The 20,812-nt window shown below is 68.0% G+C and carries 20 protein-coding genes; 9 read left to right on the top strand and 11 right to left on the bottom strand.

What is annotated here, in order from left to right:
- Window positions 1-51 precede the first annotated feature (51 nt).
- Window positions 52-612: a DUF1942 domain-containing protein gene (locus VXD91_RS20050; RefSeq protein WP_226522170.1), complete on the top strand. Its 561-nt coding sequence runs from the start codon at window positions 52-54 to the stop codon at window positions 610-612.
- Window positions 613-618: 6 nt separating this feature from the next.
- Here VXD91_RS20050 and VXD91_RS20045 read toward each other — a convergent pair whose 3' ends face one another.
- A complete protein-coding gene (locus VXD91_RS20045; RefSeq protein WP_226518491.1) occupies window positions 619-1,962 on the bottom strand; it encodes a cytochrome P450 in 1,344 nt (447 codons plus the stop codon).
- Window positions 1,953-2,336: a hypothetical protein gene (locus VXD91_RS20040; protein ID WP_293019888.1), complete on the bottom strand. Its 384-nt coding sequence runs from the start codon at window positions 2,334-2,336 to the stop codon at window positions 1,953-1,955. Before VXD91_RS20040 ends, VXD91_RS20045 begins: the two co-directional genes overlap by 10 nt.
- A gap of 69 nt (window positions 2,337-2,405) precedes the next feature.
- Between VXD91_RS20040 and VXD91_RS20035 the strand changes: the two genes are divergently transcribed.
- From VXD91_RS20035 to VXD91_RS20025, 3 genes are all read left to right on the top strand, one after another.
- Window positions 2,406-2,999 (top strand): TetR family transcriptional regulator, encoded by a 594-nt coding sequence (locus VXD91_RS20035; protein WP_226518489.1) that lies wholly within the window; start codon window positions 2,406-2,408, stop codon window positions 2,997-2,999.
- 143 nt (window positions 3,000-3,142) lie between these two features.
- Complete coding sequence (locus VXD91_RS20030; RefSeq protein WP_226518488.1) at window positions 3,143-3,517, top strand: BlaI/MecI/CopY family transcriptional regulator; 375 nt, start codon at window positions 3,143-3,145, stop codon at window positions 3,515-3,517.
- A complete protein-coding gene (locus VXD91_RS20025; protein ID WP_226518487.1) occupies window positions 3,514-4,452 on the top strand; it encodes a M48 family metalloprotease in 939 nt (312 codons plus the stop codon). The genes VXD91_RS20030 and VXD91_RS20025 overlap by 4 nt, the downstream gene beginning before the upstream one ends.
- A 33-nt stretch (window positions 4,453-4,485) precedes the next feature.
- Here VXD91_RS20025 and VXD91_RS20020 read toward each other — a convergent pair whose 3' ends face one another.
- From VXD91_RS20020 to VXD91_RS20005, 4 genes are all read right to left on the bottom strand, one after another.
- A complete protein-coding gene (locus tag VXD91_RS20020; protein WP_226518486.1) occupies window positions 4,486-6,723 on the bottom strand; it encodes a molybdopterin-dependent oxidoreductase in 2,238 nt (745 codons plus the stop codon).
- Complete coding sequence (locus VXD91_RS20015) at window positions 6,720-7,292, bottom strand: TetR/AcrR family transcriptional regulator (protein WP_226518485.1); 573 nt, start codon at window positions 7,290-7,292, stop codon at window positions 6,720-6,722. Before VXD91_RS20015 ends, VXD91_RS20020 begins: the two co-directional genes overlap by 4 nt.
- A 153-nt stretch (window positions 7,293-7,445) precedes the next feature.
- Window positions 7,446-8,579, bottom strand: coding sequence for a nitronate monooxygenase family protein (locus tag VXD91_RS20010; protein ID WP_346416207.1), 1,134 nt, complete (start codon window positions 8,577-8,579; stop codon window positions 7,446-7,448).
- Between the two features lie 137 nt (window positions 8,580-8,716).
- The gene (locus VXD91_RS20005; protein ID WP_346416206.1) at window positions 8,717-9,496 is read right to left on the bottom strand and encodes an HAD-IB family hydrolase; all 780 of its coding nucleotides are present in this window, start codon (window positions 9,494-9,496) and stop codon (window positions 8,717-8,719) included.
- Window positions 9,497-9,550: 54 nt separating this feature from the next.
- Here VXD91_RS20005 and VXD91_RS20000 point away from each other — a divergent pair, with 54 nt between their 5' ends.
- The 4 genes from VXD91_RS20000 to VXD91_RS19985 all read left to right on the top strand — a co-directional run bounded on the left by VXD91_RS20000 (window position 9,551) and on the right by VXD91_RS19985 (window position 14,886).
- On the top strand, window positions 9,551-10,288 hold the full coding sequence (locus VXD91_RS20000) for a glucose 1-dehydrogenase (protein ID WP_226518482.1): 738 nt from the start codon (window positions 9,551-9,553) through the stop codon (window positions 10,286-10,288).
- 154 nt (window positions 10,289-10,442) lie between these two features.
- A complete protein-coding gene (locus VXD91_RS19995; RefSeq protein ID WP_346416205.1) occupies window positions 10,443-13,310 on the top strand; it encodes a beta galactosidase jelly roll domain-containing protein in 2,868 nt (955 codons plus the stop codon).
- Window positions 13,311-13,344: 34 nt separating this feature from the next.
- Window positions 13,345-13,563: a hypothetical protein gene (locus VXD91_RS19990; RefSeq protein WP_036420352.1), complete on the top strand. Its 219-nt coding sequence runs from the start codon at window positions 13,345-13,347 to the stop codon at window positions 13,561-13,563.
- A gap of 24 nt (window positions 13,564-13,587) precedes the next feature.
- On the top strand, window positions 13,588-14,886 hold the full coding sequence (locus VXD91_RS19985) for a competence/damage-inducible protein A (RefSeq protein WP_346416260.1): 1,299 nt from the start codon (window positions 13,588-13,590) through the stop codon (window positions 14,884-14,886).
- Window positions 14,887-14,892: 6 nt separating this feature from the next.
- Here the strand turns inward: VXD91_RS19985 and VXD91_RS19980 are convergent, their stop codons facing one another.
- The 4 genes from VXD91_RS19980 to yaaA form a co-directional block, all read right to left on the bottom strand.
- Entirely contained in the window at window positions 14,893-15,813 is a 921-nt protein-coding gene (locus VXD91_RS19980) for an alpha/beta hydrolase (protein WP_346416204.1), read from the bottom strand.
- A gap of 32 nt (window positions 15,814-15,845) precedes the next feature.
- Complete coding sequence (locus tag VXD91_RS19975) at window positions 15,846-17,279, bottom strand: amidase (protein WP_346416203.1); 1,434 nt, start codon at window positions 17,277-17,279, stop codon at window positions 15,846-15,848.
- Between the two features lie 54 nt (window positions 17,280-17,333).
- On the bottom strand, window positions 17,334-18,311 hold the full coding sequence (locus VXD91_RS19970; RefSeq protein WP_212811346.1) for a TerC family protein: 978 nt from the start codon (window positions 18,309-18,311) through the stop codon (window positions 17,334-17,336).
- Window positions 18,312-18,476: 165 nt separating this feature from the next.
- A complete protein-coding gene (gene yaaA / locus VXD91_RS19965; RefSeq protein ID WP_346416202.1) occupies window positions 18,477-19,223 on the bottom strand; it encodes a peroxide stress protein YaaA in 747 nt (248 codons plus the stop codon).
- 211 nt (window positions 19,224-19,434) lie between these two features.
- On the opposite strand from yaaA, the gene VXD91_RS19960 reads away from it, so the two are divergent.
- Window positions 19,435-19,626, top strand: coding sequence for a hypothetical protein (locus VXD91_RS19960; RefSeq protein ID WP_212814802.1), 192 nt, complete (start codon window positions 19,435-19,437; stop codon window positions 19,624-19,626).
- Between the two features lie 6 nt (window positions 19,627-19,632).
- Here VXD91_RS19960 and VXD91_RS19955 read toward each other — a convergent pair whose 3' ends face one another.
- Window positions 19,633-20,784 carry an alkaline phosphatase family protein gene (locus VXD91_RS19955; protein ID WP_346416201.1) on the bottom strand — a complete coding sequence of 384 codons (1,152 nt, stop codon included), beginning with the start codon at window positions 20,782-20,784 and terminating at the stop codon, window positions 19,633-19,635.
- Window positions 20,785-20,812 lie beyond the last annotated feature (28 nt).

The following is a 20,812-nucleotide window of genomic DNA, read 5'->3' as shown; positions in this document are numbered from 1 at the left end:
ACGTAGATCTATTTGTCGGAGGAGGCACAGGTGCGCATTGAGGCAAGGGTGATGGTGGCGGGAGCGGCATTGGCGGGTCTGGCTGCTCTCGGGGCGCCGCCGGCAGGTGCGGCTGCCGAAAAATGCCCGCATGAAGTGGGCTCACATCAACGGCTGACCGATGCAGGCGGCGCAGTGGTGCAGGATTGGACGCTGACCGGGCTGCACGCCAGCGCCGACGCCGCTCCCGGGTACCCCCTGGCAGGGCGGCTGTGGGAGGCGACGGTGACGGTCCGGGCGGTCAGCGGCGCGGTGACCCCGGTGATTCCGAACTTCTCGGCCATGGGGACCGACCACCGGAGCTACCCTGTGTTGTGGCAACTGGCCAGCCCGGCAGGGGTGTCCGGCGCAACACTGGCCGAAGGTCAAACTGCCACCGGCAAAGTGTATTTCGACGTCACCGGCGCCGATCCGGCGATGGTGTCCTACTCGTCCGGTGGCCCCAAACCTGCGATGATGTGGTGTGACATGGCCGCAATGGGACCGATGATGAACATGCCGATGGACGACTGCCCGTGCTGTGGCCCCGACTGCGCATGCTGTGGTCCTGGCCGCAATGGCATGGGCGGATAACCGGACTCAATCCTGACCTGTTGCCGAATTGCCGGCGGTGATCCGCAGTACCGCGCCGTGGCGCGGCACGGTGGTGATGTTGCGGACGCGCTCGGGCTCCTCGGGCCTGGTGGTGCGCAGTTCCCAGCGGGTCAGAATTTCGGTGAGGATGACGGTGGCCTCGGTGGTGGCGAACCCGGCGCCCAGACAGCGGCGGACGCCGCCTCCGAACGGCAACCAGGTGTTCGGCGGCGGGTTCGTCCCGAGGAAGCGCTCGGGACGGAATCGGTCCGGTTGCGCGTGGTTTCGAGGATCCTTGTGGGCCAACAGAATTGACGTATTGACTACCGTTCCGCGGGGGAGCGATTCACCACCGATCGTCATTGGCTCCGTGAGCTTACGGGCAGTGGAGACGATGACGCTGTGGCGGCGCAGACCTTCCCGGAACACCGCGTCGAGGTACTTGTCGTCGCCGCGGTACGCGGCGGCCCGTGCTGTGGACTGAATTTCGGGGTGCGAGGCCAGTTCCCACAGTGTCCAGGCCAGTGCGGCGGCGGTCGTCTCATGACCGGCGAGCAGCAGCGACACCAGCTGGTCGCGCAACTCGGCGTCGGTCAGCGGGTCGCCGATCGCTTCACCATCGGCTCGGATCAGCCGTGACAGGACATCGCTGCGACTGGCGAGATCAACAGCCGTACGGCGCGACTGAATCTCGCGGTAGAAGATGGCATCGATGCGTTGCTGATTGGCTGCGAAACCCTTCCAGGGCGAAAACTGTTGCAGAAGAGGGAATCTGAATCCTGCGAAGATGGCCGGTGAAATGTTGATGATGGTGCGCAGCCGGTCGACGAGTTCGGCCTTGACCGTCGGATCGGTGACCCCGAACACGACCGTGATGATGATCTCCAGGGTCAGCCGGTTCATCGCCGTGAGCATGGCGACGTCGGTGTTCGGCGCCCATGCCGTCACTTCGGTCCGAGCCTGATCGGTGATCATCGCGCGGTATTCACGCAAGGCTGCGCCGTTGAACGCGGGCATCAGAAGTCCGCGCACCCGGCGATGCGCCTCCTCGTCGACGAGCAGCACCGAATGCTCGCCCAGCACTGCCCCGAGAATCTGGTTGCCTTCGCCGGCGTGCAGCTGGCGCGGGCCGGCCCGGAAGATGTCACCGATGGCCGCAGGCGTGGAGAAGACGACGAGGTCGTCGGCATAAGGCGGTACGTGCAGGCTGAAGACATCGCCGAATCGCTTCCGCAACAGCGGAAGAAACCACTCCCGGTACCTCAGGTACAGCATGCTCTGGAGGTACTTCGGAAGCCGGGGGCCGGGCGGCAACGTCCGCTGGCGTGGCGTCGTCCTCGTCACGCCCATGCCAGCCCCGCCTCGGATACCCGCTCGCGCAGCACGCGGACAAACGTGGCCGCGTCCGTTCCTGTGCCGGCGAAATCGTTCGGGCCCATGACGAGTCGGTGTCCGTCATCGGTGACCGCGACGACAGCGGGGGTGGCATCGCCGGTCAGCTGTGCGACTTCGGCTGTGCGTTCGTTGCGGTGTACCAGGTCGAACGGCACTGCGAGATTGCAGACGACGTCCTTCCACTCCGGGTTGGACCGGAGACCGCGGTGGGTGATTTCGCAGAGCGCGCATTCGGTCGTGCCGCGCAGCTTGCCCAGGACGTAAGCCAGCTCGCCTCGAACTCCGCCATCGCCGTTGTATACGCCGACCAATCCACGAACGACAGTCATCGCCGCCCTCCCCTTTGGTAAACAAATGTTTATGTCAACAAACGTATGTTTACCTGCTAAGGTCCGAACATGCAAGCGGTGGGTAATCGGGACAAACTTCTCGGCGGTGCGCTGGAGTGCATCCGCACCCTCGGGTACGGGGCCACGTCATCCCGCGACATCGCCCGTGCCGCCGGCGCCAATGTCGCATCGATCAACTACCACTTCGGCGGCAAGGACCAGCTTCTCGAACAGGCCCTGACCGCGTGCTTCGAGGGCTGGACCGAACGTCTCGAAGCGGCGCTCGCCGCAGGTGGCGAGGGCGGCAGTTTGCGCGAGCAATTGGTCGGCATCTTCCGCGCCACCGTTGACAGCTTCGCCGAAACGCGCCCCGCGGTCGTTTCCTGCATTGAATCCTGGGCGCCGGCATTGCGATCGGACACCATCCGCGCCGCGCTTGCCGACGGATACGCGCGGGTGCGGGATCGCGCCGAAGAACTAACCCGCCAGGCCCTTTCGCCGCGTGACGGTGATACGTCACTGAACCTCAAGGTGATCACATCGGTCACCCTCGCGGTCATCGACGGGCTCATGGTCCAGTGGATCGCGGACCCCGCCGCAACCCCGAACGCCGAGGAGATCGTGGACGCACTGGCAGCACTTGGTGCCATTGCCGCGTCGTAGCCGGCGGCGCCCGCTGGTCGTGGTGGCGACTCCGATCGCTCGCGACTACTGTCGAACTGCGTAAATCGGGCGGTTCGGCCGGGCCACGTGCGTGGCGAGTCGCGGACGCCTGCGCCTCGCAGTCACGGTGGGAAAGGGATTCAGTGGCACGCGGATTCGGTGATCTGGAGAAGGTCGTGATGGATCGGCTGTGGACCCGCGCGGGCGCCACGTCCGTGCGGGAGGTCTTCGAGGAACTGCTTACGGACCGTGAGATCGCCTATACAACCGTGATGTCGACCATGGACAACCTGCACGGCAAGGGCTGGCTGACGCGCGAGCGCAGCGGCAAAGCGTACCTCTACGCCCCAGCCATGACGCGCGAGCAATACAGCGCCCAACTGATGCGCGAAGCTCTCGACGCCGGCGGCAGCACCGAACTCGTTCTCACGCATTTCCTCGACCACATCTCCGACGACGAATCCACACAACTGCGTAAAGTGCTGCAGCGTTCGCGAACCCGAAAGACCAAACCGTGAGTGTCGCGGCCTGCCTACTGCTCTATGCGGTACTGGCGGCCACTGTCGCGCCGCCCCTGCTGTCGTGGCCGGCGCGGACGGGTTGGGCCCCGCGCGCCGCCGTCGCGGCGTGGCTCGCAGTCGTGGGCAGCGTTGTGACGAGTTGGACGGCCGGCGCGGTCGGCATGACCGTCGACGTCGTGGACAACTGGCGCCAACCCGACCCGATGGGCCTGTCGGTGTGTCTGGCGCGGCTCTTTTCCGTCAGTACCGGCACCGGACTGCTCATCGAAGCCGTGCTGGCCACCCTCTCGCTTACCGTCGCTGTCGTTGCGGCGGTCCGCGTCATCCGGGTGATGCACGGCGGGCGCGTGCGCGGTCGCCGTCACGCCGAGTCGGCACGCATGGTGGGCCGACAGCTCGCCGGCCTCGACGGCATCCTCGTCGAGGCGCCCAACAAACTGGTCTACTGCGTCGGTGGCAAGGCCGGTGTGGTCGTGGTGACCAGTGCGGCGCTGGACGCATTGTCCCGTCCCCAATTGCTGGCAGTCCTGGACCATGAACGCGCCCACGTCTCGGGCGGGCATCACGGACTGATCGCGGTCACCAAAGCTCTTGCCGCGGCGATGCCCAGAATGAAGCTGTTCACTGTCGCACACGCCGACATCGCCCAATTGGTGGAAATGTGCGCAGATGATGCCGCCGCCCGGCGCCACGGAACCCCGGTGCTGTTGGCGGCGATGCTCGCCCTGGCCGGCGGGGGTCCGATGCCGGTTGGGGCGTTGGGCGCCAACGGAATCGGGATCGTGGGCCGCATCAACCGGCTTCACCGACCGGGTACCGCCACGCAACGCTGGGGCAGCCGCATCACTCTCGCCGCGTCGTCGTGCGCCTTCATCGCCGCACCGTTGTGGGTTGCCGTGGGCCTGGGGACCTGCGTCCTGATGGTCGCGTGATGGTGCCGCGCGCAAAGCCACCCAGGCATCCGGCTAGACCGTCAGCGCCTCGATCCGGGCCGGCACGTGCTTGTGCCACGGGGTCCCTGCGAACGCATCGCGCCAGTCCGCCGAGGTGAGGTTGTTGGGTGCCACACCGGGCACCCGCTTCTCGCCGTCGGCCTCGGTGAAGTCGACGCCGAACCCGTTGGGCAGCGACGCATGGCCGGGCAGCATGACGTCGGTGACCTCCACCGAGGCTTCCGCGGTACCGGCGGCCGTCGTGATCCGGGCCCGCCCGCCGTCGACCAGGCCCAGCGCCGCGGCGTCTTCCACGCTGACCCGCAGCGCGCCGTCGGCGTCGCGCTTGCGCCAGCCCGGATCGCGGATGATGTCGTTGGCGGTGAACGCCCGGCGCTCACCGGCCGACAGCACGATCGGGTACTCGTCGGAGATCAGCGGCGGCCGGTCGGTGGCGAGCGCCGCGAGTTCGGTGAGCATCTCGGGTATCTCGAGGACGAACCGGCGGTCGGCATGGGTGACCAGACTCCAGTCGTCCGCGTACTCGTGCTCCGTGAACGTCACCCCGGAGCGGCCTTCGAGGATCGCGGTGAACAGCGCGTTGCCGTCGGCATGGCCGGCCCGCCGGACCGCATCGGGATACGTCATCGCCGTCTTCTGCGCCAGCCCCCACAACGCGGCCGCACCGGCCAATCCATCCGGCAGCGTCGGGCCCAGGGTTTCGTAAAGTACGTACGGCAACACCCGGCCGAGCGACGGATTGGCGCCGACCGCCCCGAAGAACGCTCCGAGGTACGCGTCGAGGCCCTCGCGGGCGGCCCGGCGCAGCGGGTCGAGTTCAGCGTCGTCGACGACGCCGAGCGCGCGCACCAGCCGCGCCCAGATCTCGGGTTCGGGCAGGGTGCCGGGCAGCGGCGTCATCAGGGGGTGGCGCAGATGAAAGGTGTTGTGCGGGAACTCGAGATTGAAGAACGTGGCCTCGGGCTTCTCGAACTGGCTCGCCGCCGGCAGCACGTAGTGGGCGAGTCGGGCGGTCTCGGTCATCGCGACGTCGATGACCACCACCAGTTCCAGCGCGCCGAGTGCGTCGCGCACGGCGTTCGAGTCCGCGATGGAGTGCGCCGGATTGCTGCTCTCGACGATCATGGCGCGGAAGCGGTCCGGATGGTCGGTCAGGATCTCCTGCGGCACGACGTTGGACGGCAGCAGCCCGGCGATGATGGGTGCGCCTGTCACCGGCGAGCGGCCCACGCCGCCCGCCGCGAACAGCGGCGCGAACGACGAATGCAGATGCTGCGCACCGCGTTTGGCGAAGTTGCCGGTCAGGATCCACAGCATCTTGTTCAGGTAGGAGCACAAGGTGCTGTTGGGCGCCTGCTGAACGCCGAGGTCCTCGAACACCGAAACGCTTGCCGCCCCGGCAATCCGGCGCGCCGCGGCGCGCAGCAGCTCGGCGTCGACGCCGCAGCGCCGGGCGAACTCGTCGACGTCCACGGCGCGCAGGGCGTCCCGCACCGGTTCGACGCCGGTGACGTGTTCGGCGAGAAACGCCTCATCGCAGAGGTCTTCCTGGACCAGTACCGCAGCCAGGGCCGACAGGCACCACGCGTCCGTCCCGGGTCGGACCCGCAGGTGGAAGTCGGCCATCTTGGCGGTGTCGGTGAGTACGGGATCGATGACGATCATCGACCGCTGCGGGTCTTTCGCGATGTCCTGCAGCACGGTACGGGCGCGCGGGAAGCTCTGCGACATCCACGGGTTCTTCCCGATGAACACCGATACCTCGGCGTGCTCGAACTCGCCGCGGGTGTGTCCGCCGTAGAGCTGTGCGTCGACCCAGAATTCACCGGTCTTCTCCTGCGCCAACGCATTTGACCGGTATCGGCTGCCGAGTGCCTTGAGGAACGCGCCGCTGTAGGCGCCGCCCAGGTGGTTACCCTGGCCACCGCCACCGTAGTAGAAGATTTTGTCGCCACCGTACTCGTCGCGGATCCGCGAGAAGCCCTCGGCGATCTCGGAAATGGCTGTGTCCCAGTCGATTTCCTCGTAGGTGCCGTCGGGCCGCCGGCGCATCGGCGAGGTCAGGCGGTCGCGGTTGTTCTGATAGTGGTCCAGCCTCAGTGCCTTGTTGCAGGTATAGCCCTGCGAGGCCGGATGTGCCTTGTCCCCACGGATTTTCGACAGCGTCCGGCCCTCCAGCTGGACGACGATGCCGCAGTTGCACTCGCACAGGATGCATGCGGTGGACTGCCACTCCTGGGTTTCGGTCATGACAACGCCTTCCGTTCCGGGTCGGTTGCGGCAGTCACGAGGGCGCGCAGCTGCCGATGCACGAGGTCCAATGGGGTGGTGGTGCCGGTGGTGCGCGCCACCAGCACGGCGCCTTCGATGGCGGTGGTGGCGAGCATGGCCAGTTCGGCGGCTTGTTCGGCGGACACGCCTTCGGTCCGCAGCTGCGCTTCGAGCCGGCCGAGCCAGCGGGTGAAGGCGGCGGCGGCGCGTTCGATGACGGGCGGGTTGTCGGCCTCGACGGCGACCGCGACCACGGGGCAGCCGGCCCGAAACCCGGTCTCGGTGAGTTGGGTCCGGAAGCCGTCGACCAGCACGTCGAGTGCCTCGAGTGCGGTGCCGGCCTTGTCGATCCGGCGGGCGATGTACTCGCCGGCGAAATCGATTGCCTCGCAGAGCAGTTGGGTACGCCCGCCGGGAAAGTGGTGGTATGCCGAGCCGCGGGGTGCCCCACTGTGGGCGAGCACGTCCGCGATGGCCGTCGATTGCGCGCCGCGCTCACGGATGAGCAGTGCCGCAGACACGATCATGCGTTCACGTGGACCAGCCATCCGCGCCCTTCCGTCGGATTATGTATGTAACCATACATAATCCGTGGGCACGGGTCTATGCTCACGTTGAAGCGTTACGCCGCGGATTGCAGCCACATGTTGGCTGCGATCCGCGGCGTAAGCGGCGTTGTGCCCGGAAAAGCCCGGCCTCGATCACACGGACGCGGCCGCGTTCAGTTCCTCGAGCCGACCGGTGGCCTCCAGGTACTCCCGCACCCAGCGCTCGATCACCGCGGCGGTCTTCTCGACCTTCGTGAACTGACCGACCACCTGGCCGACGGGGTTGAACGCGACGTCGACGCTCTCGTTGGGGTACTTGTGCGTGGCCGCCACCGCCATGCCGGAAACCATGTACTGCAAGGGCATTCCGAGCGGCTTCGGGTTGCCTTCCTTCTCCCAGGCCTCGGTCCAGTCGTTGCGCAGCATCCGCGCCGGCTTGCCGGTGAACGACCGGCTGCGCACGGTGTCCTTGCTGCTGGCCTTGGCGTAGGCGGCGTGCTGCTGCTCGGAGTGTTCGCTCTCCTCGACCATCACCCACTGCGAACCGGTCCACGCGCCCTGTGCGCCGAGCGCCAGCGCCGCGGCGATCTGCTGGCCGCTGCCGATGCCACCGGCGGCCAGCACGGGGACGGGCGCGACCTCCTTGACCACCTGCGGCCACAGCACGATCGAGCCGATCTCGCCGCTGTGCCCGCCGGCCTCGCCGCCCTGGGCGATGATGATGTCGACGCCCGCGTCGGCGTGCTTACGGGCCTGCGACGGCGAGCCGCACAACGCGGCGACCTTGCGGCCCTCGGCGTGGATGTGGTCGATCATGTCCTTCGGCGGGGTGCCCAGCGCGTTGGCGATCAGCGTGCACTTGGGGTGCTGCAGTGCGACCTCGACCTGCGGGGTCGCGGTGGCCTCGGTCCAGCCGAGCAGCTGCAGGGCGTCGTCGTCGCTGTGGTCGACCGGCACGCCGTGGTCGGCGAGGAGTTTCTTCGCGAAGTCCAGGTGCTCCTGGGGCACCAGCGCGTTGAGCTGCTTCTTGAGCACGTCGGGATCCAGGTCGACCTGGTCCATGCCCTCGTATTTGTTGGGGATGACGATGTCGACGCCGTAGGGGTGGTCGCCGATGTTCTCGTCGATCCACTTCAGCTCGATCTCGAGCTGTTCGGGGGAGAAGCCGACCGCGCCCAGGACGCCGAAGCCGCCGGCTTTGCTGACTGCCACGACCACGTCGCGGCAGTGGGTGAAGGCGAAGATCGGGTATTCGATGCCGAGTTGGTCGCAGATAGCGGTACGCATTGGGGTTCCTTGTGCTGGGGCCGAGGCGAAAGCGGCAAAACTGAAACGTGTTCTAATTTAGTACCGCGTGACAGTCCGGCGCGCAAGGCTACGCGCGGATTCGGGCCCAGATTGCGGGCGACGGCCGTTCCAGAAGGTCAGCGTCGCACGAGTCGTCGTAGCCAGCCCGGCCGATCACGGGGCGCCGCCGCCGCCCGAACCACCGTCCAGCCGAGCCGCTCCGCTTCGGCCGCCAGCCCGGGACGGGGGTTGACCGGAATCGGGTGCCCCACGACGTGCATCAGCGGCAGGTCCTCGTCGCCGTCGGCGTAGAAGTAACTCTGTTGCAGGTCAACCTGATTCGCCTGGCTGAACGCCTCGACCGCGGCGGCCTTGCGGTGCCCCCAGACGATGGGCCGCACGATGTCACCGGTGAGAGTGCCGTCGGCGTCGACGGTGAAGTGGTTGCAGATGACGTGCTCGACCCCGAGATAGCGGGCCAGCGGCATGACATGCATGGTCAGGGCCGACGAACTCAGCACCACCGTGTGGCCGGACCGCTGGTGGGCGCGCACGACCTCGCGCATGGTCGGGAAAATCCTGGCCTGCACGTGGCTGTGGAACAGCTGCTCGCCGAGTGCCTCCTGCTCGGCGAGGGACTCGCCGCGCAGGTAGCCGGCGGCGCGCACCAGCAAGCGCTCGAACTCCATGCGGCGCAACTTGTATCGCACCGTCGCCTCGAGAATTCCGGTGAGCTCACCGAAAGCCGCCTGCCGCTGCCGGAACCGGTGGGCGGCATGCACGGTCGCGATGAAACCGGACACCAGCGTGCCGTCGACGTCGAAGAAAGCACCGACGCGCGAGCTTGTCTCGCCGAGGTCATCGGCGTCGACCGCTGTGATGGGCCCGGTGATCGGCTCTGCGTTCAGCGCAGACATGCTGACCAGTATGCCGGGATTTTCTTCATCCGCCGGACGGTAGCGTGACCCGTCATGGGACGCGTGGACGGAAAAGTTGCACTGATCACTGGCGGCGCTCGGGGGATGGGCGCGGCACATGCCCGGATGCTGGTCGGCGAGGGCGCCAAGGTCGTCATCGGCGACATCCTCGATGAGCCCGGCGAGGCACTGGCCGCCGAACTCGGGGACGCTGCCCGCTATGTCCACCTCGACGTCACCGACGCCGACCAGTGGGCAGCGGCAGTGGCCACGGCCACCGAACAGTTCGGCCTGCTCAACGTCCTGGTCAACAACGCCGGAATCAGTGCCCTCGGCAAGATCGGCGAGTTCGACATGGCCAAGTGGCAGAAGTGCATCGACGTCAACCTCACCGGCACCTTCCTGGGCATGCAGGCCGTGGTCGCGCCGATGCGGGAGGCCGGCAGCGGCTCGATCATCAACATCTCATCCATCGAGGGCATGCGCGGTGCGACGCTGCTGCATGCATACGTCGCGTCCAAGTGGGCGGTGCGCGGCCTGACCAAATCGGCGGCCATCGACCTGGGCAAGGACAAGATCCGCGTCAACACGATCCTGCCGGGCTTCATCCGCACGCCGATGACCAAATACTTTCCCGACGACATGATGATCGCGCCGCTCGGCCGGCCCGGCCAGTCCGATGAGGTAGCGACCTTCGTGGTCTTCCTGGCCAGTGACGAATCGTCGTTTGCCACCGGCAGCGAGTTCGTCGTCGACGGCGGCCTGACGACCGACGTGCCACACAAGTTCTGACCTCAGCGATTCCGGAACTGCCGGTCTGACGGGGCACAATGAGGTGCCCCCACATCGCGCGTTCGGTTGTAGAAGCGCGTTCAGATGCTGTCGTTTCGGAGGGAGCAGGGCTATCTCGACCGAGTTGCGCCGCGGTGCAGTGCTGGGTGCCGTCATGTCTCTGGTGCTGCTGTTCGCGTGCACCGGCGATCTGCCGCGCCTGCTGAGGCCCATGAGCGCGGCCGCCGAAGTAGAACTCGCACAAGGCTGGCAGCTGTCCTCCGCGCAGGGCATGGTGGCCACCGGCGCGCAGCTCAGCCTCGACGGATTCCCCGCTGCCGGGCCCGGCTGGCACCAGGTGCGGCACATGCCGGCGACGGTGCTCGAGGCACTGCAGGACGACGGCACGTACCCGGACCTCTACTACGGCGACAACCTGCTGACCAAGGTGCCGCAGGACCTGTACAAGCAGGACTGGTGGTACCGCACCACTTTCGTCGCGCCGGCGGGGCACTCGACGTACCGCCTCAACTTTCCCGGCATCAACTACCGGGCCGAGATCTGGCTGAACGGGCATCAGATCGCCGACAGCCGGCAGATCGCGGGCATGTACGTCGACCACACCCTCGACGTGTCGAGGTGGATCGACCGCGGCCGCACCAACACACTCGCCGTCAAGGTGACCCCGGAGCGCGCGCTGCAGGACGTCGACGGCGTGGAGCTGGCCGACAGCTGGTTCGACTGGATTAACTGGAACTATCTCGGCTATCAAGGGCCTGGCAAGAACCCGGCCAACGGCAACTCGTTCGTGGCGGACCGCAACGCCGGCATCCTCAAGCCCGTCACCCTGAAGATGTCCGGCGACGTGGCGATCACCGACGCGACCGTGAACAGCCAGCTGCCGTTGCCGCGCACCGACAGCGCCCAGCTGAGCGTCCGGTCGGGCCTGACCAATTACTCCGACCAGCGCGTCAACGGTGTCGTGCGGGCGACCATCACTCGCGCCGGCAAGGCGGACATCCACATCGAGAAGCCGGTGTCGCTCGGGCCGGGGGAGAGCCGCGACGTCACGTTCAGTCCCGGCGACTACGAGGCATTGCGCCTCTCCCATCCGGACTTGTGGTGGCCGTACACCATGGGCCGGCCCGACCTGTACGACCTCCGTATCCAGTTCCTGCAGTACGGCCAGGCCACCGACGAGTTCAAGCAGCGCTTCGGCATCCGGTCCATCGAGCAGGGCCGCGACGGCAGCGAGGAATTCCCGCAACTGGGCTCCGGCGGCAACTTCTTCCTCAAGGTCAACGGTCGCGATTTCCTGGCGCGCGGGGCCACATACACTCCCGACCTGCTGTACCGCGATGACCCCGACCGAGACAACGCGATCCTGCGCTACGTCAAGGATCTGGGCCTGAACATGATCCGGATGGAATCGAAGATTCCCGGCGCGCGCTTCATCGAGCGGGCCGACGAACTGGGTATCCCACTCATGGTGGGCTGGATGTGCTGTAACCAGTGGGAGAAGTGGCCGCAGTGGGGCCAGGAGGACCACCGGGTCGCGCAGGACAGCCTCCGCTCGCAGATCATGATGCTGCGATCGCACGCGTCGGCATTCGTCTGGGCCAATGCCAGTGACGGGCACCCGCCCGCCGACATCCTCGAGCAGTACCACGAGATTCTGCGAAAGCTGCACTGGCAGAACGCCGTTGTCGACACGGTGTCGTCGTACACGACCGATTCGTCGGGCAACCGCCTGTGGGACGGCATCCAGATGGCCGGCCCCTACACGTGGCGGCCCCCTGCGTACTGGTTCGACGGCGACTACGCCGCCGCGCGCGGCGCGTCGGCCGAACAGGGCGACAACGAACACATCCCGCCGTTCGCGAGCCTGCGCAAGTTCATCCCGCCGGACAAGCTCTGGCCGATCAACGACATGTGGTACTTCCACGCCGGTTCCAATCCCGGCAACGAGGCTCTGGCCAGCATCCGCGACGCCGTCGTGCAGCGTTACGGATCGTCCAGCGGCGCCGAGGAATTCACGCGCAAGGCCCAGCTCGCCCATTACGAGGCGACACGGGCCCAGTTCGAGTCGTTCGCCGCGCTGGGCTGGGCGGACCACAAGATGACGATCTACTGGATGCTCAACAACCACTGGCCGTCGTTCTTCGGCAACATCTTCGACTACTACCTGCGGCCCGGCGGTGCGTACTACGGCGCGAAGAAGGGCCTGCAGCCGCTGTCGGTGACGTTCGATTCGTACGCGACGGGCGACCACAGCACCGCCAAGGTCAGCATCACCAACCAGAGCCCGGAGAACGCCGTCGGCCTCCGGGTGCGAACCCGCATCTACGACATCAACGGGAACGTGCGTGACGACCGCACCAGCGACCCGTACGACGTCGTCTCCGGTGCCGCCGCCGTGGCGATGACGCTGCCGCGCGAAGTGCCGGACTCCCGCGTGTTCTTCGTGCGGTGCGAGCTGCTGAACCCGGTCGGTGAGGTCATCGCCGACAACGACTACTGGCAGTCGCAGCAGGACGACATCGGAGACCCCCGCAAGGACGTCGCCTTCGAGCTGCACCAGACCGCGTGGGCGGACATGACGCCGCTCAACTACATGACGAAGGCCCGCTTGGACGTCAGCGCGGTCGGTTCGGTGAACGGCGACGGTCAGCAGGTCGTCGACATCACGCTGCGCAACCCGACCAAGCAGGTCGCGTTCTTCGAGCGGGCCGAGCTGACCACCGCGCCGGACGCCGACGAGATCCTGCCCATCGAGTACAGCGACAACTACGTCACGGTGTATCCGGGGGAGACCGCGCATGTCCGGGGGCTGGTGCCGAAACCGGGCGTGAATGCCGGCTGGGTGCGGGTCGGCGGCTACAACACACCGCCCGTGACGGTCCCGGTGACCGGTGGCCGGCCACCTCAGGACGCGGCGGAGGCGGCCGCGCGGGCCTCGGTGACCGACCCTGGTCTGGCCGAGCCGGACGTCCGGCCTGCGGCGCCCGACGCGGTACCGCGGGTCCCGAGACCGGGCGCATAGGACATGATGGTGAGTTGACGTGAAGGAGAAACACATGGCTGACGAACGCTCCGCACTGGCCGAGCGCACCGCCGCAAGCGGGTGGCAGCGGCACACGGACGACCGCGTCGACGTCTACCTGCGTGGCGCGTCCCGGGTCCGCGTGATCTGGCGCGGTGACGACGCGATCAGCGGCGGCACGCGGTTCCAGGACGACATCATGGAGCAGTACACGCGCGAGCTCGACACCGTGCGCGCCTGGCTGGCGGTCTGACCGAGCCCGCAGCGCCGTACCCTGATCGCCATGGGCGTGCGTGCGGGCATCGTGGTGACCGGGACCGAAGTTCTCACCGGCCGGGTCCAGGACCTCAACGGGCCGTGGCTGGCCGACCGGCTGCTCGAACTCGGCGTCGAGCTGGCGCACATCACCATCTGCGGTGACCGGCCCGAGGACATCGAAGCGCAACTGAATTTCCTTGCCGCACAAGGTGTCGACCTGATCGTCACCAGCGGCGGCCTGGGGCCGACGGCGGACGACATGACCGTCGCCGTGGTGTCGAAGTTCTGTGGCCGCGAGCTGGTGCTCGACGAAGCGCTCGAGGAGCGCATCGCCGAGATCCTGCGGTCCTTCATGGGCCGGTTCCCGGGCGCCGATTTCGAGGCGGTCCGCGCAGCCAACCGCAAGCAGGCCCTGGTGCCGGCGGGCGACGGCGTCGAGATCCTCGACCCCGTCGGCACGGCACCGGGTGTCGTGGTGACCCGGGCCGGCGGCGCACCGACGGTGATCGTGCTCCCCGGACCGCCCCGCGAGCTGCGGCCGATGTGGAGCCGGGCCATCGAGACGGCGACGGCGCAACGTGCGATCGCCGGCCGCACCGTCTACCGCCAGGAGACCATCCGGATGTTCGGGCTGCCCGAGTCCGGGCTGGCCGAGACGCTGCGGGAAGCCGAGACCCTGGTGCCCGGTTTCGCGGGGCTGGAGATCACGACGTGCCTGCGTCGCGGTGAGTTGGAGATCGTCACCCGCTACGAACCCGACGCCGCCGACAGCTACCGGCAACTGGCCGCGCTGCTGCGTGAGCGGCATCCGCACGATGTCTTCTCCGAGGACGGTGCGCTGGTCGATGACCAAGTGGCGCAACTGCTTTCGGGCCGCACCATCGCGACGGCCGAGTCGTGCACGGCGGGCCTGCTGGCGGCCCGGCTGGCCGACCGGCCCGGTTCCTCGGCCTACCTGACCGGCGGCGTGGTGTCGTACTCGAACGAAGCCAAGGCGGACCTGCTCGGCGTCGACCCCGCGTTGATCGCGGCTCACGGTGCGGTGTCCGAACCGGTCGCCGAGGCCATGGCGGCGGGTGCACTGCAGCGGTTCGGCGCCGACGTCGCCGTCGGCATCACCGGCATCGCCGGCCCCGGTGGCGGCAGCGACGAAAAGCCGGTCGGCACAGTGTGTTTCAGTGTCGGGCTGGCCGACGGTGCGACGCACACGCGCACGATCCACCTGCCCGGCAACCGGGCCGACATCCGGGAACGGTCGACGACCGTCGCCATGCACATGCTGCGCCGCGTACTCAGCGGTCAGCCGGTGACGGTCTGAGCGGCCTTACTGGTCCGCGAGGTCGGCGTCGTCCCAGACCTCGAGAATCTTGGTCAGGATGTCCTCGGGGACACCGAGACCCGCGAGATGGCTCTCGCCCGGCAGCGTGAACATCTCCGCGTCGGCGATGCGCGCCACCGCGTGCTGACCGTGAGCGTAGGGCACGATGTGGTCGGCGTCGCCGTGCCACCAGCGCACCGGCACCTTGATGTCCTCGAGCCGGAAGCCCCAGTCGCGGGCGAACACGACGATGTCGGCGAACGGCGCAGCCAGCTGCTTGCGGCTGCCGTTGAGCAGGTCGTCGAGGAACATCGCCTTGAACTCGGGGCGGCTCAGCAGGTTCCGGTCGCCGTGGGGGGAGATGCGTGCGTACAGGTCGAGCGCGGGGGAGCCGAACGGCGCGATCACCTTCATGAGTGACCCCGCCACCCAGCGGATCGGGGTGTCGGCGACCTCGATGATCGGCCGCACGATCTTGGCCAGCTCCATCAGGCCGCTGCTGATGCCGTCCTCGCCGATCAGCGGCGCGACGCCGCCGAGCACCGCGGCCATCACCACCCGGTCGGGCATGGCGGCCGCGGTGGCCAGCGTGTAGGGACCGCCGCCGGACAGCCCGATCACCGCGAACCGGTTGATGCCCAGGGTGTCGGCGATGGTCCGCAGATCCACGGTGAACCCGAGCACGTTCTCGTACTGGTGCGGGGTCGAGGAACCGATGCCGGGGCGGTCGATGCCGATCAACCGGATGTTGTTGCGGGAGGCGAAGCTACGGGCCTCGGTCGGGATCTGCCGGCGCGCGCCGGGCGTCCCGTGCAGCCAGAACACGGCCCGTCCCTGCGGGTTCCCGAATTCGGCGAAACCGATCTGGCGGTCTTCTCCGACGGCGATGTTGCCTTCGAGTTTCGGGCGATCGATCGACATGACCATGGCCGAATTGTTGCACGCCGTGGTGGGCGGACTCAGGGGCGCGGGTAGCGGTCCGCCCAGGGCGCGGCCTGCTCCAGCTGCCGGGCCAGTTGCAGCAGGATGGTCTCGTCCGGCGCCATCAGCTGGACGCCGATGGGCAGTCCGTCCGCGGCGCGGCCCAGCGGCAGGGAAATGGCGGCCCAGCCCGTCACGTTGGCCAGCGACGTCCAGCCGGTGGTGGCGAATTCGACGTCGAAGAATTCGCGGGTGCCGGTGCGGGGCTGATCGAGCAGGCCGTACGGCGGCGGTCCGGACAGCAGCGTCGGCACCAGCAGGACGTCGTGGCCGGCCATCCCGGCGGCGAACCGCCGGGTCTGGGCGTGGACGGCCGCGATGGCTTCGGCGTAGGCCAGGCCGGTGGTGGCGAATCCCTCGCGGATCATCATCCAGGTGCTCGGTTCGAATTCGTCCTCGCGTGGGGGACGGCCCAGGTGCGCCGCGGCCAGTTCATGCAGTTGGACGTTGCTGACCCGGTGCAGCACCGCGATGGCGTCGGCGACAGCGTCTGGATCGATGCTCGGCGCCGACGGCTCGACGTGGTGGCCCAGGCCCGCCAGCAGCGCGCCGGTGGCCTCGACGGCGGCGGCGACCTGCGGGTCGGTGCCCGGCCCCGGGAACGGCGAATCCACCGCGATCGCGATGCGCTGCGCCGCCGGGGTCTGCGCGATGGCGTCGAGGAACGGCTGGTCGGGTAGGGGAGCAGAGTACGGGTCGCCCGGTGCGCCACCGGTGACGGCATCGAGCAGCGCCGCGCAGTCGCGGACGGTGCGGGTGAGGGCGTGCTCGTTGACCAACCCCTCCAGCCCGTGCCCGGCGCCGGGCGCGAACGAGGTCCGGGCGCGGCGCGGTTTGAGGCCCACGACGCCGCAGCATGACGCCGGCACCCGGATCGAGCCGGTGCCGTCGCCACCGGAGGCGGCGGGCACGATGCCGGCCGCGACCGCGGCGGCGGACCCGCCGCTCGAGCCGCCTGGGCTGACCTCCGGTGACCACGGGTTCACCGTCGGCCCGAACAGGGACGGCTCGGTGGTGCAGTGGTTGCCCCATTCCGGGGTGTTGGTCTTGCCGAAGATCACCAGCCCGGCGTCCAGATACCGCTGCACGATCCAGGCGGTCTGGTCGGCGACATGGCTGCGCAGCGCCCGTGACCCCATGGCCTCCGGGGCGCCGGCCAGCGACGCCCCGAGGTCCTTGAGCAGGAACGGCACCCCGGCCAGCGGTCCGGCCGTGCCGGTGCGCAGCACGCCCGACTCATCGAGCCGGCGGGCCTGTTCGCGGCCGCGGTCGAACAGATCGGTGACCACGGCGTTGAGCCGGCGCGCCGATTCGAGCCGGGTGATCGCGGCCTCCAGCAGTTCGGCGCTGCTCACCGCACCGCTGGCCACCAGTTGCGCCTGCCCGACGGCATCGTCCACGAGATCGGTCACCAGGGCATCCTGCTGGCGCGCAAGCGATCTGGCAACCGTGACCGGTTGCCGCGGTCAGGCGGCGCCGGCCTTGCTGTCGACGCGGGTCTTCCACAGGCTCGCCACCGTCGTCACGACGAGCGTGACGATGATGACCGCCAGCGACAGCAGCGTGGGAATCTGCGGCACGTGCACGGGCTCACCGCCGTTGATGAACGGCAGCGTGTTCTCGTGCAGCGCGTGCAGCACCAGCTTCACACCGATGAACGCGAGGATGAAGGCCAGGCCCTGCGACAGGTAGACCAGCCGCTTGAGCATGTCGCCGAGCAGGAAGTACAGCTGACGCAGACCCATCAGCGCGAACACGTTGGCGGTGAACACCAGGTACGGCTCCTGGGTGAGGCCGTAGATCGCCGGGATCGAGTCGAGCGCGAACAGCAGGTCGGTGGTCCCCAGCGCGATGATGACCAGGATCATCGGGGTCAGGACCCGCTTGCCGTTCACCACGGTGTGCAGCTTGCTGCCGTCCCACTGATCCGAGGCCTTGAGGTACTTGCGGGCGAACCGCACCATCGAGTTCTCGGCGTCGTCGTCGTGCTCGGTGTCGCGGGCCAGCTTGATCGCGGTGTACACCAGGAACGCGCCGAACAGGTAGAAGATCCACGAGAACTTCGAAATGGCTACGGCGCCAAGGGCAATGAAGATGCCACGGAAGATCAGCGCCAGGATGATGCCGATCAGCAGCACCTCCTGCTGCAGGATTCGCGGCACCTTGAAGCTGGCCATGATGATCAGGAAGATGAACAGGTTGTCGATCGAGAGGCTGTACTCGGTCAGCCAGCCCGCGAAGTACTCGATGCCGTATTGACCGCCGTGGAACTGCCATACCCAGATGCCGAAGGCGACGGCGAGGCCGATGTACAGCGCCAGGTATCCGGCGGTTTCCCGGGTGGTGGGTTCATGCGGGCGGCGGCCGATCACCACCACGTCGAAGAGAAGTACGGCGATTGTCACCCCGAGGGTGATGGACCATTCCAGCGTCGAAACATTCATATGAGGGTGCCTCCGGGCGTCAGTGAACGACCGAGGTCTCTACCACCGTCGCCGCGATTCAGGCGGCCGGCCCACAGCACCGGCTGCCCGACATTGGACAACGTGATGACGACACCGTGGCGAAGGAATACTCCCCTCACGAACCATTATCGCAGACCGTCGGCGTCACGCCGTGACCACCACCGTCAACTGCGCCCCGTCGCGTTCGACGCGCATCCCGGCACGACGGGCAACAGCGGCAACGGCGGCGGCGTCGGTCGGTTCGGCGCGGCTGCCGGCCAGCGCTCTGGCCAACCGGCCCTTGTGGGCCTTGTTGAAGTGGCTGACGACGGTGCGCCGCCCATCGGGGTGTTCGGTGTAGACGTCGACGGTCACCGCGCCGGGGATCTTGCCGAGGGCCTCGTATGAGCCGGAGCGCAGGTCGACGATGAGCTCCTGCTGTTGCAGCTGGGCCAGTACAGGTTCCAGGACCGGCTTCCACCGGCTGGCCAGTGTCCCGCCGGCGGGCAGTTTCGATGATGCCGACAGTCGGTACGCCGGGATCGGGTCGTCGGCGCGCAGCAGGCCGAAGAGCGCCGACCCGACGGCCAGCCGGGCGCGCGCCCGGGTTGCGGTGGCGCCGCGCAGTGAGCTGATGTCCAGGGCGTCGTACAAGACCCCGGTGTAGCGGTCGATGGCCGGCATCGTCGGGGCGCTGCGCAGTTCGGCGTTGCGCTGGATTTCGGCGTCCTGCGCGGCGGAGATGGCGAGGGCCTTGCGGCTGGCTTCGGGGTCGGCAGCGAGGGTGACGAGTTCGTCGATCAGCGCTGTGCGCAGCGGCGTGAGTTCCGGCACACCGAGCGTGCCGAGCTGCAGTGGCGGTCCGTCGCCACCTGGGCGCTTGGTCTCCGAGGGCGGCAGCAGCACGATCACGGCGAAGACGGTAGCCGACGCCCGTTGGTACGACACGTACCATCTACCTGTCAATCAGGGGTGTTTGCTTTGCCGCTGTGGTCACGGTGGCCTAAAGTTCGGTACCTACTGACGTCGGGGCAGAGGTCGGTGGGCCGAGGTTCCGTACCTGCGGTGGTTACCAGGGAATGCTGGGGTGGTTATGGGTAGGAACGCCAAGTTCGCCGTTGACATGCGGGTTCGCGTCAACCGTGGCGACGCCAAAGACGTGCGTGGTGTGATCGTGGAGGACTACGGCGATCATGCGGGCTATTCGGTCGATGTCGGCGACGACCATATTGTCGACGCGGCGCGCCGCTGGGCCGTCCTGCTGGACAGTGGCACCCTCGTTTTCGCCGACGACGCACATCTGAAGCCCGAATAGTCCCGGCTAACCGGAAGCGATGAGCAGCGGAACCAGCTGCTCGGCATCTGTCCACGATCCGTGCTGCCCGATGAGGGCAGATTCAAGAGGCTCGACCGTCCGACGTACCAATCCGGCGTTGTCCCGGGCCGCTGCCACGACATCGCCGATGCGGCTGCGCGCCGCGTCACCGACCCGCGCGCCGAACCACCCCTCGGCGATGGCCTGCTCCTTGGTGCGCACCCAGGCATTCGCGCCCAACGTTTCTCGCCACGCGTCGGCGACCGCACCCGCCGCGCCCTCGGCGACATAGACGTGCCGCGCCCGGGCCTCACCGGCGACGGCGACGACGCCGTCCAACAGGTCGGGACGCGCATCGATGTCGACGACGTCGGCGTCGTCGAGGTTGACCATGCCGTGGTCGGCGACGACGGCCAGCAGCCCGCCGGCCGGCAGGGCCTCGACGATCGATTCGACCAGCCGGTCCACCTGCCGCAGCTGCATCCGCCAGGCCGTCGAGCCGGCGCCGTACAGATGGCCGAGCATGTCCAGATCGGCGTGGTAGCCGTAGCAGAAGCCGCCGTCGGCGACGGCCTGCTGCACGCGGGCCGCGAGGTCGCCGAGTCGATGCACCCCGACGTACTGTCCGCCGCGGAGCACCGCGCGGGTCAGCCCCGAATCGGTGAATTCGGCGCCCGAGATGACGCTCACCGCGACGCCGGCGGCCGACGCCCGGCCGAACGTGGTCGGCAGCGGCTGCACGTCCTCGGGAACCAGCGCGTCGCGCAGGTCCGCGCCGAAGGGATGCGGCGTCCAGCGCAGCGCGTTGACGACGCCGTGGTCGGGAATCCGGAATGAGTAACCGACCATGCCGTGTTCGCCGGAGCGCCGTCCGGTTCCCACCGCCGCCAGTCCCGCAGCGGTGGTGGCGGGGTAGCCGACGCGCAGGTGCCGGCCGCGAAGCCCGGCCAGTACCGGAGCGTCGGCTGCGTAGGTGTCGAGGAGTTGGGCACCGAGGCCGTCGATCAGCAGCACGCACGCGCCACGAACACCGCCGGGCAGGTCGATGGGCCGGTGCACACCGTCGAGTTGGGCTCCGGGGACACCCATCGCGGCCAGCACGGCCGGTACCACGTCGGCCAGGTGCGGCGCGTCGGCTCGCGGGCTCGGGAGATCCATGGCCGCGAGCTTAGGGATTTCCCGGGTG

It is taken from the genome of Mycobacterium sp. SM3041, assembly GCF_039668335.1.
Classification (GTDB): domain Bacteria; phylum Actinomycetota; class Actinomycetes; order Mycobacteriales; family Mycobacteriaceae; genus Mycobacterium.
The sequence above is the reverse complement of the archived record's forward strand: the minus strand, read 5'-3'. Positions and strand labels throughout refer to the sequence as shown.

Coding starts and splice junctions, on each gene's coding strand:
- VXD91_RS20000 (WP_226518482.1), top strand. CDS start 9,551: ATGGGACGCGTGGACGGAAAAGTTGCACTGATCACTGGCGGCGCTCGG.
- VXD91_RS19980 (WP_346416204.1), bottom strand. CDS start 15,813: ATGGTCATGTCGATCGATCGCCCGAAACTCGAAGGCAACATCGCCGTC.
- VXD91_RS20020 (WP_226518486.1), bottom strand. CDS start 6,723: ATGACCGAAACCCAGGAGTGGCAGTCCACCGCATGCATCCTGTGCGAG.
- VXD91_RS19955 (WP_346416201.1), bottom strand. CDS start 20,784: ATGGATCTCCCGAGCCCGCGAGCCGACGCGCCGCACCTGGCCGACGTG.
- VXD91_RS19970 (WP_212811346.1), bottom strand. CDS start 18,311: ATGAATGTTTCGACGCTGGAATGGTCCATCACCCTCGGGGTGACAATC.
- VXD91_RS20040 (WP_293019888.1), bottom strand. CDS start 2,336: ATGACTGTCGTTCGTGGATTGGTCGGCGTATACAACGGCGATGGCGGA.
- VXD91_RS20015 (WP_226518485.1), bottom strand. CDS start 7,292: ATGGCTGGTCCACGTGAACGCATGATCGTGTCTGCGGCACTGCTCATC.
- VXD91_RS19995 (WP_346416205.1), top strand. CDS start 10,443: ATGTCTCTGGTGCTGCTGTTCGCGTGCACCGGCGATCTGCCGCGCCTG.
- VXD91_RS20050 (WP_226522170.1), top strand. CDS start 52: ATGGTGGCGGGAGCGGCATTGGCGGGTCTGGCTGCTCTCGGGGCGCCG.
- VXD91_RS19960 (WP_212814802.1), top strand. CDS start 19,435: ATGCGGGTTCGCGTCAACCGTGGCGACGCCAAAGACGTGCGTGGTGTG.
- VXD91_RS20005 (WP_346416206.1), bottom strand. CDS start 9,496: ATGTCTGCGCTGAACGCAGAGCCGATCACCGGGCCCATCACAGCGGTC.
- VXD91_RS20045 (WP_226518491.1), bottom strand. CDS start 1,962: ATGGGCGTGACGAGGACGACGCCACGCCAGCGGACGTTGCCGCCCGGC.
- VXD91_RS20010 (WP_346416207.1), bottom strand. CDS start 8,579: ATGCGTACCGCTATCTGCGACCAACTCGGCATCGAATACCCGATCTTC.
- VXD91_RS20035 (WP_226518489.1), top strand. CDS start 2,406: ATGCAAGCGGTGGGTAATCGGGACAAACTTCTCGGCGGTGCGCTGGAG.
- VXD91_RS19990 (WP_036420352.1), top strand. CDS start 13,345: ATGGCTGACGAACGCTCCGCACTGGCCGAGCGCACCGCCGCAAGCGGG.